Genomic DNA, 13330 nt, shown 5'->3' with positions numbered 1-13330 from the left:
GGCGGCAATCGCCGGCATGCTCAGATGATCAGGCCAGTTCGGCGATCAGTTCGATCTCGACGCAAGCGCCCAGCGGGATTTGCGCCACGCCGAAGGCGGAACGCGCATGCTTGCCGCTGTCGCCGAAGACTTCGACGAACAGTTCCGAGGCGCCGTTGGTGACCAGGTGCTGTTCCGTGAACTCGGAGGTGGAATTGACCAGGCTCATGACCTTGACGATGCGTTTGACTTTGTTCAGGTCGCCGCCGCAAGCGTCTTGCAGGGTGGCGATCAGTTCGATGGCGATGCCGCGCGCGGCCACTTTGCCTTCTTCCGTGCTGACATCCTTGCCCAGTTGACCGACCCAGACCTTGCCATCCTTCTTGGCCAGGTGGCCGGACAGGAACACGGTATTGCCGGTGCGGGCATGCATCACATAGGCGGCGGCTGGCGCGGCAACGACTGGCAATTCGATGTTGAGGGCTTTGAGTTTTTCGTAAAACGACATGCTATTTCTCCAAGAAAACAATATAAACGAAACCGAAATTCATGAACGGCTGGGCTGGGATAACGCTGCCCTGGCCGCGCGGCCATAGACCGTCAACAGTGCCAGATTAAACGTCATCATATTGGTGAACCAGCAGTTTTAGTTCACAAATAGGCCCGGTTATTCAGTGGATTATACCGACAATCAAACAAAATTCAGCATCGTTTCATGAAGCATGCTCTACAGGCATCGAGCGTGTATTTTTTCATTCAATTATCACTTAAGCAATGTCAAGCCCGCAGGATCAAGGTTTATCGCATCCAGAAACGCCTGGTCGTGCGATACCACAAGTAACGCACCCTGATATTGCAGCAGCATCTGTTCCAGCGCCTGCAGGCTGGCCAGGTCCAGGTGATTGTCGGGTTCGTCGAGCAGCAGCAACTGGGGCGGCGCCTGCGCGTACAGTTCGGCCGCCAGCGCCAGCTTCATGCACTCGCCTCCGCTGAGCAGGTGGCTGGGCATGGTGGCGCGCGCGCCGGCGATGCCCAGCAGCGCCAGCCGCGTGCGCAACTCCCCTTCCGCCAGGGTGCTGTTGCGCTCCTGCAAACGCTGCACGGCGCTCAAGCCACCGGCGTGGGCGCCCGCGTGCTGGTCCAGCCAGGCCATCCGCGCATGGCAACGCAACTCGCCGCCGGCGGGCGCCAGTTGCCCCGCGATCACGCGCAGCAGGGTCGACTTGCCGCTGCCGTTGTTTCCCGTCACGGCCAGGCGGCGCGGGCCGCTGAGCTGCAAGTCCAGCGGCTGCGCCTGGCCATACGGCAAGACCAGCGCGCGCAGCTCAAGGAGCAACTTGCCGTTGGGGACGACGCTGTCCGGCGCCAGCAGCAGGCGTTCGGCGTCGGGCGCGCAACGGGCGCGGGCTTCAAGCACCCGCTGCAGGCGCGCCTGCTGCGCCTCCTGCGCGCGCAGGCGCAGCTTGCCCTGGCTATCCTGGCTCTTTTCCTTGTTCGCATCGAGCAGCAGCTTGCTTTGATTGCCTTCGCGCCCTTCCCTCTCGCCGCGCCCGACTCTGCGCTGCTGGCGCTCCGCCTGCTGCTGCGCCTCGCGCTGCCCGCGCCTGGCGCCCGCCTTCTCCGCCTGCAGGGCGGCAACAAAACCGGCTTGCTCCTGCGCGCGCTGCTGCGCGTAAAACGCATAGTTGCCGCCATAGCTGCGCAAGCCCAGACTCGACAATTCGACGATGGCATCGACGTGCTGCAGCAAGCCGCGGTCATGGCTGACCAGCAGCAAGGCGCGCGGCCAGCGCGCGATCTGCGCCACCAGACGGGCACGCTGGCGCGCATCGAGATGGTTGCTCGGCTCATCGAGCAGCAACCAGTCCGCCTGCGACAGCCAGGCCCCCTGCAGGGCGATGCGCTGGCGTTCGCCGCCGCTCAGGCTGGCCGTCGGCGTGCCGGCTTCCACATGCGGCAAGTCGATCTCGTCGAGCGCCTGGCGCAGCTTGGCCGGCGCATCCCAGCGCTCGCCCACCAGCGCGTAATCGTCGGCATCGACGGAACCGGCGGCAATACGTTCGAGCGCGGCCAGCAAGCCATCCATGCCGGCAAGCGCGGCCACGGTGGGATAGCGCTGCGGGTCGAGCTCCTGCGCCACGCAATGGAGCGTGCCGTCGCCACGCACGGCGCCGCTGGTGGGCTGTTCGAGGCCGGCCAGCAGGCGCGCCAGCACGCTCTTGCCCACGCCGTTATCGCCGACGAGGCCGATACGCTGCGGGGCAAAAGTAAATTGCAGATCGGAAAACAGGGCGCGGCCATCGGGCAGCGCGAAGGAAAGACGGTCGAGTTGTAGCAAAGCGGGCATGGATACTCCTTGGGCAGGCTGGCGAACCCGCGCGGCACACAGCGCGCTGGCGGGAAGGGCGAGGCCGTGCACAGCACGGCAGTATCAATGGCGCATGTCGAAGCGTCCTGGAGGAATGGGGAAAGGAGCCGTGAGTCTAGCAGAAGATGGCGCGCGTTGCCGACGCGGCACGCCAGCATCGGCCTGTCAGCGCTGGCCCAGGGTCGTGTCGCCGAACAGCTGCTTCAATTCGCGCGGCTGCGAACGCCAGTACTGCGGTGGCGCCTGCACTTGCGCACCCAGCTGGGCCGCCGCATGCCAGGGCCAGCGCGGGTCGAACAGGATGGCCCGGGCCAGCGCCACCATGTCGGACTGGCCCTGCGCGATGATGTCTTCCGCCTGCTGCGCCTCCGTGATCAAGCCCACGCTGATGGTGGGCAAGCCGCTGTCGCGCTTGATGCGCTCGGCAAACGCCACCTGGTAGCCGGGGCCGACGGGAATTTGCTGCTGCGGAGAAATGCCACCGCTGGAGACGTGAATGAAATCGGCGCCCAGCTGCTTGAGCTCCTGCGCGAAGCGCACGCTTTGCTCGATCTCCCAGCCGCCGTCGACCCAATCGGTGGCGGAAAGGCGCACGCCCACGGCCACGCTGGCGGGCACGGCGGCGCGTACGGCGTCGAAGACTTCCAGCGGAAAACGCATGCGATTGTCCAGGCTGCCGCCATACGCATCAGTGCGGTGATTCGACAGGGGCGAGAGGAACTGGTGCAGCAGGTAACCATGCGCCGCGTGCAGTTCGATGCCTTCGATGCCGAGCGCATGCACGCGCTGGGCGGCGGCGACAAAGGCGCCCTTGATCTGCAACAAGCCCATCTCGTCGAGGGCGAGCGGCACCGTCTCGCCCGGCGCGTGGGCGATGGCGGACGGCGCCACCGTTTGCCAGCCGCCATCGGCCAGGCGCACGCAGGCGCCCCCCTCCCATGGCGCGCGGCTCGACGCCTTGCGTCCCGCATGGCCCAGCTGCACCACCAGCGGAATAGGCGCGTGGCGGCGGATCGCCTGCACCACTTTTTCCAGCGCCGCCTGGTTGGCGTCCGACCACAGGCCCAGGTCCTCGGCCGAGATGCGTCCCTCGGGCGAGACGGCCGTCGCCTCCGTCATCAGCACGCCCGCGCCGGACAGGGCCAGGTGGCCCAGGTGGATCATGTGCCAGTCGGTGGCGTTGCCGTTGTCGGCCGAGTACTGGCACATGGGCGCGATGGCGATGCGGTTGGCCACCTGCAGGGGGCCCAGCGCGAATGGCGTGAAGAGCTGACTCATGGCGCACTCCGGAAAAGGGGAAGCACCGATTCTACTGCGTTTGGCAATCGGGGCCTTACACCTGCTTACGTTTGATACAGCGCAGCGTCTAGCCTTGCGACCGGCGTGCCGTTAATCTGGACACATCAACAACACCCGCAGTGCCACACCCAGGAGAACACATGAACACGACGACCACCGCCAACCGCATCCACCCCTTGATGGCCGGCGCCGCCATTTCCGTCACGGTCCTGTGCCTGGTGGGCGCGGCGTCCATCGCCGGCATCCTGCCCAATTCGCGCGCGAATGCGCCAGCCGTTCCTGCCGACATGGCCGCCATGACGCCGGCCAGCGCCGCCGCCCTGGCCGCTCCCGCGACGGCTCCCGTGCCGGCACCGCTCGCCGCGCCTGTCGTCGCGCAAGCCGCCCCGGCACCTGCCCCGGCACCCGTCGTGCACAAGCGCGTCGTGCACCACACGCAAGTGGCGCAGGCGCGCCCCGCCTACAATGACAGCAACGATGGCTACCGCGAGACGGCCTATCGCGAACCGGTACGCCAGCAACAAGCGGCGCCGGCCCCGGCCCAGCCCAACTACGTGGGCATCGGCACGGGCGCCGTCATCGGCGGCTTGATCGGCAATCAGGTAGGTGGCGGCCGCGGCAAGGCGCTGGCGACCGTGGCCGGCGTCATCGGCGGCGGCATGCTGGGCAATGCAGTACAGAACCAGGTACAGCAGCCGCAACGTTAATCGTATGGTCCCAGATAATCGAGCTTGCCCACGGCCACGCCATTGTTCCGCAAAATGGCGTGGACCATGGAAACGTGGAAATAGAAGTTCGGCAAGGCAAAGCTGAGCAGGTAATCGTCGCCCGAGAAGGTCGTCCCCTCGTCAGTCCAGTTCAGCACGACTTCCTTCTGCGCGCTGCCCGCCATCTGGCCCGCATTCACGCTGTCGATATAGGCGATGGTGTTGGCAATGCGTTCCTGCAATTGCTCGAACGATGCCTCGTTATCCTCGAACTTCGGCGCCGGCACGCCGCTCAGGCGCTCGACCGACATCTTCGACGTATCGCTGACGCGCTGCACCTGCGCCGTCAAGTCCAGCATGTCAGGCGCCAGCTGCGCGCCCAGTAAAATCTCGGGCACGATGCCGTCTTCCTCCACGTGCGCCTGGCCCTTTTCCAGCAAGGCCGAAACGACGCGCAAGCCGCGGATGAAGACGGGAATGGTTGCCTGATACATGGACACGGACATGGCGGACTCCTGGTAAATTGAACGATGAGCCAGTGTACCCGAGGCGCCATCCTGTGGCTGCGCACGCATGTGCGCCAGCACACGGATCGGCCCAGTTCGTCCTATTTATCCAGATTCACCTTGCCATCCGGCGCATGGCCGGACTGTTCGTCCGCGTCCGGCTGCGGCGCTGGCTGCGGCTGCGTTTCCTTGCGCTTGCCGCCAAAGAACTTGACGATGGCGGCACCGGCGCCCACCACGGCCAGGATCAGCACTTTCTTGAAGGCCAGCAGCAGCGCCAGCAATTTCCCAAACAGGCCCATCTTGCTGGCCACGCCGCCAGCCACCAGCGCCGCCAGGCCATACTCGGCCACCTTGTCCGTCTTGCTGTCGAAGTCCGCGTAGCGGTTACCCTCGGTAAATTCCGTGAATGCCGTCACTTGCCGCATTTCCTGCTTGATCGTCGCGATCTGCTGCATGCTGGCGATGGCATTCAGGTTCAGCACGCCTTCGCGGCCCAGCACGCGCACGTTGTAGTTCAGCGAGTGCTCGCCGCCATCGACCATCAGATCCTTGGCCCAGTACAGCTTGTGCGTCTCCTTGGCATAGCTGGGTTTTTCCGCCCAGCCCATCAAATGGATGCCGGGATAGCCCTGCTTCTTGCGCTCCGCGTTGTTTTCCAGCACCGAGGCATGCATATCCTTCAACAACTCGTCGTACTTGATGCTGTCCGCGTCGTCGTCCTTGATGTGCCCTTCCTTTTCATACGTCACCACCACGCCCCAGCTATCGCGCTCGAGCACGCTGATCTTGGCGGGCACGATCATGCCCAGCGATTCCATGCCCGGTGGATTGCCCCAGGCGTCGACCAGCACGCGCTCGGCATCGGCAGGCGACAGGTAGCGGAAGTTGGCTGGCAAGTCCAGGGTGGCGATGCCGCCTGGCAAGGTGATCTTGCCGCGCTGCAGGTGCAACTGGTCAAGGAATTGCTCGGCCGTCATTTCCGTTGCGGATGCCTTCTCTTCGGCATGGGCGGCGACCATCAGGCCGGAGAGGGTCAGGCACAGCAGGGCTGCCAGCAGGCGTTTCAACATGATCGATCCAAAAAATTGCAAAAGGGCAAATATTTTAGCCCAGATGATTGCCTAATGGATAATTATTTCTGTGCGGCATTTTTTTCATGAAAAAAGCGCCAGGCGGGTTTCCCCGGCTGGCGCCTGATGCAGTGTCTTGGCCGGACACTCAGGAGGTACGTACCACCATCAATCCCGCGCGCAAGCCCACGCGCACGTCGGGATTCGGAAACACCACCAGCTCTTCCGCATGCTGCACCGTGTAGACATGCTCGCCATCGCTGGCGATCACGGCATGCTGCGGCAGCGACGTGAAGTTTTGCGTGCTGCGGTCGAAGGCCATGCGGAATTCATCGCTGTGCTTGATGATTTCCTGCGCCACCTTGAACACGTGCGGCGCCGCCTTGACAGGCTGCGCCGGCAGGCCGCGCAGCAAGCCGTCCAGCGCGCGCGACACGTCGTCGAACAGGGACAAGTCGTTCTGCCCCAGGGTGCCCACGCGGCCCAGCTCCACCGTGCTGGCGGCCGCGCCGAAATGCTCGGCCGAATAATAGCTGTAGGTGCCGGCCGACTGCGGGTTCATGATGATGGCGCCGATGGCCGCCTGGCCCAGCCAGGCTATCAGCTGCGCCTTGGCGTCGTCGGCCACCAGGTCCGGCACGATGGCGAACGTCGGATACACGGAAGGACGGATGGCCGTGTGCAAATCCAGGTGCCAGCGCACGGGGCCGGCCGCGCCGAAGAACGCTGCCGTGGCGGCGATCATTTCATCGGCGCGCGCGCTTTCCGCCGCTTGCGCCAGGCTCCCCCGCACGGGGCGGAACATGCGATTGAGGTCGGCGTCGATGAAACGCTTGCCGGCCCGGATCGCATCGACGTTGCCCACGCAGACGAGCAGGTCGACGGCCAGTGCCGACGCATCGCGCGACAGGGCGTCGAGCAGATGCGCCAGCACTTCGATCGGCCCCGTCTCGTCGCCATGCACGCCCACCGAGACGGCCACGCTGGCGCGGCCTTCGCCCGGCTTGCGCACCTGCAGCATGCCGGGCGCCGGCAAGGCCACCGTGAAACCGGCGTTGGCGAACAGCTGCGCCACGGCGCTGAAATCGGCTTGCGCCAGCGCCTGCACGGCCGGCGGCAAGCCGCCGGCGCCCGGTACGGCCTGCGCTGCTCCTTGTGTTGCTGCTTGCGTCATTACACCGCCACTTCCGCTGGGGCTTTCGCCGTGATTTTATTCACGGCTTCCGAGAGCGTCCATACGTCCAGCATGGCTTGCTCCAGTTCCGTCGCCGCCACATAGGCCGACAGGCCCAGCGCGCCCGTCACCGCGTCGACGGCCTGGCCCGCATTGCCTTGCTCGGCGCGCGCCAGCACTTGCGTCAGCAGGCGCTGTTGCGTGCGGCGCAGGGCTTGCTGCGCGTAGTTGCGCAGCTGTTCCTGCGACTTGCCTTGCGCCGCCAGCTTCAGGCCGCGTTCCAAGGTGTCGATGCCGGCCTGGCTGCGCAGGGCCAGGCCCAGTTGCAGGAAGGCCGCCAGGTCCATCGAGGCAGGACGTGGCACGGACAAGGCCGGGAACAGGAAGCCGGCGACGACTTCCAGCGCATCGACCGCATCCCACGCCTGCACGAATGCCGGCTTCAGGCCCGGCACCAGCGCCGCTTCGGACTTGATGCCGACGGCTTGCAGCAGTTCGCGCTTCGATTCCGCGCCAAACAGGCGGGTCAGCTCGGCCAGGCCGGCGCCGCGCAGCTGCTCGGCCGGCACTGACAGCACGCCGGCGATCATGGTTTGCTGCAGCACGCGCGTCTGCGCATCGACCTTGATCGATACTTCGCGTGGAATCGTCAGGGCATCGGCATCGAGCGCGTCGAACACGGGCGCCAGGTTCAGCGCCACCCAGGCCTGGCCCCAGGCCAGGATCACGGCCGACTCGTCGACGCCATGTTCCGCCGCCAGGTTGCGGATCATCAGCGGGCCGCAGCGGTTGATCACTTCATTGGCCAGTACGGTCGCCAGGATGGCGTTGGCCAGCGGGTGGTCGAGCGCAGAACGGGTTTCCACCAGCAAGGACGGGAAGTAGGGTTTCAGCACCGGCTCGGCCCACGTTGCATCCGTCAGCGGCAGCGCGGACAGGATGCGCTTGAAGCGGTTCTTCACGTTGGCGATCACCACCGCCAGCTCCGGCGTGGTCAGGCCACGGTTATCCAGCTTGCGGCGCGCCAGTTCGGCCACCGACGGCAGCTGTTCCAGTTCGCGCGACAGGGCGCCCTCTTCTTCCAGGCTGGCGATCAGGGCGGCGTAGCCATCCTGCACGGCGCTCTCGCCCTGCGCCTGCAATTCGCGCACCAGCAAATGCGTCTGCTGCGTGTTGTCGCGCAAGACCAGGCGCTCGACGTCGTCCGTCATCGCATACAGCTCGCGGTTGCGTTCTTCCTCTGTCAGCTTGCCGGCGTTGACTTCCACGTCCAGCCAGATTTTCACGTTGACTTCATGGTCCGAGCAATCCACGCCGGCCGAGTTGTCGATCGCATCGGTGAAGATGCGACCGCCCGTCAGCGCGAACTCGATGCGGCCCGCCTGCGTCGCGCCGAGGTTGCCGCCTTCGGCCACGACCTTCACGCGCAGCTCATTGCCGTTGACGCGGATATGGTCATTCGCGCGGTCCTTCACCTGCGCATGGGTTTCCGTCGACGCCTTGATGTAGGTGCCGATGCCGCCGTTGTAGAACAGGTCCACGGGCGACTTCAGGATGCGGTGCATCAGTTCTTCCGGCGCCAGCGAGGTCTCTGCAATATCGAGCGCGGCGCGGATCTGCGGCGACAGCTCGATCGTGCGTGCGGAGCGCGGATACACGCCGCCGCCTGCCGAAATCAAGTCCTTGTTGTAGTCGTCCCACGACGAACGCGGCAAGGCGAACAGGCGCGCGCGCTCCTCGAACGAGACGGCGACGTCCGGTGTCGGGTCGAGGAAGATGTGGCGGTGGTCAAACGCGGCCACCAGTTTCAGCTGGCGCGACAGCAGCACGCCATTGCCGAACACGTCGCCCGACATGTCGCCCACGCCGACCATGGTGATCGGCGTCGTGTTCAGGTCGTGGTCCATTTCATAGAAATGGCGTTTCACGGCTTCGAACGCTCCCTTGGCCGTGATGCCCAGCTTCTTGTGGTCGTAGCCGTTCGAGCCGCCCGAGGCGAACGCGTCACCGAGCCAGAAACCGCGCTGCACGGCGATGCCGTTGGCGATGTCGGAGAACGTGGCCGTGCCCTTGTCGGCAGCCACCACAAGGTAAGGATCGGCGTCGTCGAAGCACACGGTGTCGACTGGCGGAACGATATTGCCCAGCGAACGGTTGTCCGTCACTTCCAGCAGGCTGGAAATGAACAGGCGGTAGACGGCTTCGCCTTCTGCCGCGATGGTTTCGCGCACGGCGTCCTTCGGCATCATCTTGCAGACAAAACCGCCCTTCGCGCCGGCCGGCACGATGACGGCATTCTTCACCATCTGCGCCTTGACGAGGCCCAGCACCTCCGTGCGGTAGTCTTCCATGCGGTCCGACCAGCGCAAGCCGCCGCGGGCGACAGGGCCGCCGCGCAGGTGCACGCCTTCGAAGCGGCGCGAGAACACGAAAATCTCGCGGTAAGGACGCGGTTCCGGCACCAGCGCCAGGCTGCTGGTGTCGAACTTGAAGATGATCTTGTCGCCCTGCTGCTTGTTCTGGAAGTAGCTGGTGCGCAGCGTGGCGCTGATCAAATCGGCCAGCGCGCCGAGGATTTCCTCGGTATCGGCGTGGTTCACGGACGGCAGGCCGGCCTTGATGGCGGCGATGCTTTCCAGGGCCGCCGCATGCTGCGCGTCGGACAGCGATGGATCGAAGCGCTGCAGGAAGGCTTCGACCAGGGCTTTCACGTGGGCCGGCTGCTTGCGCAGGCTTTCGGCGATGTAGCGCACCGAGAAGCGGCTGCCCGTCTGGCGCCAGTAGCTGGTGTAGGCGCGCACCAGCTGCACTTCGCGCGTCGACAGGCCGCCTTCGATGACCAGGCCATTCAGGCGGCCGTCTTCGGCGTCATCGTTGAACAGCGCGGCAAACAGTTCCTGCGCCACGGCGACGACGGATGGCTGCGCCAGTTTCGCCGCGCTGGCGGCATCGACCGTCAGGCTGGTGACGAAATAGCGCGTGCCTTCGGCCGGCGAAATCGAATACGCCTGTTCGCGGTCGATCGCCACGCCCGCGTTATGCAGGGCCGGCAGGATGGTCGACAGCGATGGCACGCGGTTGGCCGAGTACAGGCGGATGGTGGTGACGGCGCCCGTCTCGATGCGCACGGCCACGTGCGATGGGTCGGTGTTGCGCAGGATGGTGTCGAGATCGCGGAAGGCGACGGCCGGCGCCGTGGCGGCCACGTAATCGAGCGGCAGGGTGGCGCAGAGTTTGCGCAGGCTGGTGCGCAGGGCCACGTCGGGCACGGCGTCGGCCACGGCGGCGAAGCCGTTATGCCAGCCATCGAGCACGCCCAGCAGCGGCTGCTCGATATCCGTTTCCAGGTCCAGCGGGTAGCGCGCGGCGTGGGCGATCAGGTAGACGCGCGCCAGGGGGCCGTCGGCCACCAGGGTCTGCGTGCTCACATGCGTGGCGCCGGAGCTGGCTTGCAGGGCCTTCGCCAGGCTCGATGCCACGCTGGCGCTGTAGCGCTCGCGCGGCAGGTACACCAGCACGTTCAGGTGGCGCGCATATACGTCGCGGCGCGCGAAGACCTTGGTGCGCGGCTGCTTGTACAGCGAGACGACGGCGCCGCATACCTGCGCCAGCCAGTCGAGGTCCGCTTCCAGCGCTTCGGTGCGCGGCAGCGATTCGAGGATTTCACGGAATTTCTCGGCGCGGAAGCCCTGCTGGCGCACGCCGGCCAGGCTCAGTACCTTGGCCACGCGGCCGCGCGCGAAAGGCAGCGCCGCCAGCGGGGTGGAATTGCCGGCGCGGGTGAACAGGCCGACGAAGCAATGCTCGCCCAGGATCGCGCCTTGCGCGTCCGTGTCGCGCACGCCGATGAAGTCGAGCTGCTGGTCGCGGTGCAGAGTGCCCGCCACGTCGGCCTTGACGATGGACAGCGCCGATTCGCGCTTGGCCAGGGTGTCGAAGTCGCCCGGGATATTCGCCAGGCAGGTGCCGTACACAGGGTGCGCCGTATCCTGCAGCACGCCGACGCGGCTCGGGATATCGCGTTCCAGTTCGCGCACGCCCGGCTTGACGCGGTAGTAGGCGTAGCCGAAGACTTCAAAGCCGCCGCTGCGGGCCCATTCCAGGAAGGCGGCAACTTCCGCGCCCTCTTCGCCATGCTGCGATGCGGCCGTGGCGACAGCCGCCAGGCGCTCGCCCATGACGGCACTGTCGCGGCGCACCACAAAGGCGTCGCGCGCCACCATGTCGATGGCGGCGACCAGCGCGGCCAGCGCGTCGGGCGCCAGTTCTTCGTCGAGCAGCACCAGCACATACGATTCGAGCGGGTCGCCGGATTGGCGCACGGCTTCCACGCTGCCGTCAGCGGCGCGGCACACGGGCAGCACGGTGTTCATCACGCCGCGCACGGCCAGGTGCTGGCGGCGCATGGCCATGACGATGGAGTCGACCAGGTAAGGCATGTCTTCGTTCAGGATCAGCAAGGCGCTCGCCATGCCGCCACGGCCATCCGCATAACGCAGGGTGGCGATCTGGCAACCGCTGCCGGTGCGCTTGGCCGCTTGCGTAAAACCGTCCACCAGTACCGGCGCCAGGCTGCCGGGCGCGATGTCGGCCAGGTCTTCGGCGTCGAGCGAGTCGAGCCATGCCTGCACCAGCTGCACGACCGGCGCTGCCGCCTTGCCTGCATTGCTCACTGCGTTGACCAGCTCCAGCGTTTGTGTACGCAAATCTTGTGGCGTGTGATTCATCTTGCATCTCCATTACGGTAATGTGAATGTCCAACGCTGTCGTTCGGGCTTGTGGCTGCGCGGCAGCGGTGTCAAGAGACGGGGGTCGCCCGTCCAATTCTGTGCTACGGATGGTCTGTCTCGGATTTTCTGTGTGTTTTTCTATCGCCTACAAGTCGTACAATCCAGGTAAGTTGAGGATGATCGTCAATTCTTCAAGCGCCGCATGCACTTCCAGCGCCAGCTGCGGGTCGGCCAGGTCGCTCGGTTCCAGGTGGTCGCGGTAGTGCTTCTCCACCCATTGCACCAGCCGATGGTACAGCGCTTCCGTCATGATCACGCCCTGGTGCATGGCGCGCGCTTCGTTTTCCGTCAACGCCACGCGCAAGCGCAGGCAGGCGGGCCCGCCGCCGTTGCGCATGCTCTGGCGCAGGTCGAAATGAATCAGTTCATCGACGGGGCCGCCGCTGGCCACCAGGCTTGCCAGGTAGCGCGACACGGCGCGGTTTTCCTGGCACTCCTGCGGAATCACCAGCGCCATCCTGCCGTCTTCCTTCGTCAGCAGCTGGCTGTTGAACAGGTAGCTGCTGACGGCGTCCGCGATCGGCACCTGGCCCGTGTCCACGCGCAGCGCCTGCAGGTCTGCTCCCGTGCCGGCGACGGCGCGGTGCAGCTGCGACAGGCTCGCCTCTTCATCGGCAAACGCCTGCTCGTGATAAAACAGCACATTGCCGTTGCCGACGGCGATGACGTCGTTGTGGAACACACCCTGGTCGATCACGTCCGGGTTCTGCTGCACGTACACGGTGCGCTTCGCGTCCAGGCCATGCAGGCGCGCCACGGCTTGCGACGCTTCCAGGGTCTGCCGCGCCGGGTAGCGCTTCGGACTCGGGGCCGACGGGTCGAACTCCACGCGACCATACACGAACAATTCAACCGATGGCGCGCCATGGCCCGCGCCCAGGCGCGTGTGGTTGGCCGCGCCCTCGTCGCCAAAGGCGGGCGTCGACGGCAGCGCATCGTGCACGGCGAAGTGCTTGTCGTCCTTGAAAATGGCGCGCAGGCTGCGCGCCGACTGCGCATGCTCGAAGGCGCGGTGCAGCTTGTTATTCAGGTTGGCGGCCGTGAAATGCACGCGCCCATCCTGCGTGTCGGCCGACGGGCTGACCGTGGCGGCGTTCGCCGTCCACATGGGCGAAGCGGAATACGCGCACGCGAGGATGACGGGCGATTCCTTGTACGCGCGCGCCAATACCTCCGCATCGCTGCCGGTAAAGCCGATTGAGCGCAGCAGGCGGAAATTCGGACGGTCCTGCGGCGGCAGCAAGGCCTGTGCAAAGCCGCGCGCGGCCAGCGCGCGCATCTTGGCCAGGCCCTGCAAGGCGGCCTGCTTCGGATTCGAAGCGCTTTTCACATTGCTGAACGAGGCCACGTTGCCGAACGAGAGCCCCGCATAGTTATGCGATGGGCCCACCAGGCCGTCAAAGTTGTATTCGCGCGTGCTGTGCATGGGTATTC

Annotated in this window: 9 protein-coding genes; 1 reads left to right on the top strand and 8 read right to left on the bottom strand. The window is 65.6% G+C overall.

Translation table 11 applies throughout. The features are described 5' to 3' along the window. Window positions 1-28: 28 nt before the first annotated feature. The 3 genes from AC1RDJ_RS00255 to AC1RDJ_RS00245 all read right to left on the bottom strand — a co-directional run bounded on the left by AC1RDJ_RS00255 (window position 29) and on the right by AC1RDJ_RS00245 (window position 3625). Window positions 29-487 (bottom strand): RidA family protein, encoded by a 459-nt coding sequence (locus AC1RDJ_RS00255; protein WP_071321696.1) that lies wholly within the window; start codon window positions 485-487, stop codon window positions 29-31. 255 nt (window positions 488-742) lie between these two features. Then, a complete protein-coding gene (locus AC1RDJ_RS00250) occupies window positions 743-2326 on the bottom strand; it encodes an ATP-binding cassette domain-containing protein (RefSeq protein ID WP_493026188.1) in 1584 nt (527 codons plus the stop codon). Window positions 2327-2512: 186 nt separating this feature from the next. Beyond that, a complete protein-coding gene (locus tag AC1RDJ_RS00245) occupies window positions 2513-3625 on the bottom strand; it encodes an NADH:flavin oxidoreductase/NADH oxidase (protein WP_493026187.1) in 1113 nt (370 codons plus the stop codon). 161 nt (window positions 3626-3786) lie between these two features. On the opposite strand from AC1RDJ_RS00245, the gene AC1RDJ_RS00240 reads away from it, so the two are divergent. Beyond that, a complete protein-coding gene (locus tag AC1RDJ_RS00240; protein ID WP_493026186.1) occupies window positions 3787-4353 on the top strand; it encodes a glycine zipper 2TM domain-containing protein in 567 nt (188 codons plus the stop codon). On the opposite strand, the gene AC1RDJ_RS00235 is transcribed toward AC1RDJ_RS00240, so the two are convergent. The 5 genes from AC1RDJ_RS00235 to astB form a co-directional block, all read right to left on the bottom strand. Next, window positions 4350-4859, bottom strand: coding sequence for a DUF1993 domain-containing protein (locus tag AC1RDJ_RS00235; RefSeq protein ID WP_071321692.1), 510 nt, complete (start codon window positions 4857-4859; stop codon window positions 4350-4352). The two genes, AC1RDJ_RS00240 and AC1RDJ_RS00235, sit on opposite strands and share 4 nt — an antisense overlap. A 101-nt stretch (window positions 4860-4960) precedes the next feature. Beyond that, entirely contained in the window at window positions 4961-5932 is a 972-nt protein-coding gene (locus AC1RDJ_RS00230) for a DUF2167 domain-containing protein (RefSeq protein WP_493026185.1), read from the bottom strand. A gap of 148 nt (window positions 5933-6080) precedes the next feature. Continuing rightward, a complete protein-coding gene (locus tag AC1RDJ_RS00225) occupies window positions 6081-7106 on the bottom strand; it encodes a succinylglutamate desuccinylase (protein ID WP_493026184.1) in 1026 nt (341 codons plus the stop codon). Further along, window positions 7106-11833: an NAD-glutamate dehydrogenase domain-containing protein gene (locus AC1RDJ_RS00220; RefSeq protein ID WP_493026183.1), complete on the bottom strand. Its 4728-nt coding sequence runs from the start codon at window positions 11831-11833 to the stop codon at window positions 7106-7108. Before AC1RDJ_RS00220 ends, AC1RDJ_RS00225 begins: the two co-directional genes overlap by 1 nt. A gap of 148 nt (window positions 11834-11981) precedes the next feature. Further along, on the bottom strand, window positions 11982-13322 hold the full coding sequence (astB, locus tag AC1RDJ_RS00215; RefSeq protein ID WP_493026182.1) for an N-succinylarginine dihydrolase: 1341 nt from the start codon (window positions 13320-13322) through the stop codon (window positions 11982-11984). Window positions 13323-13330: the final 8 nt, after the last annotated feature.

Source organism: Janthinobacterium sp. GW822-FHT07H10, assembly GCF_058798675.1.
The sequence above is the reverse complement of the archived record's forward strand: the minus strand, read 5'-3'. Positions and strand labels throughout refer to the sequence as shown.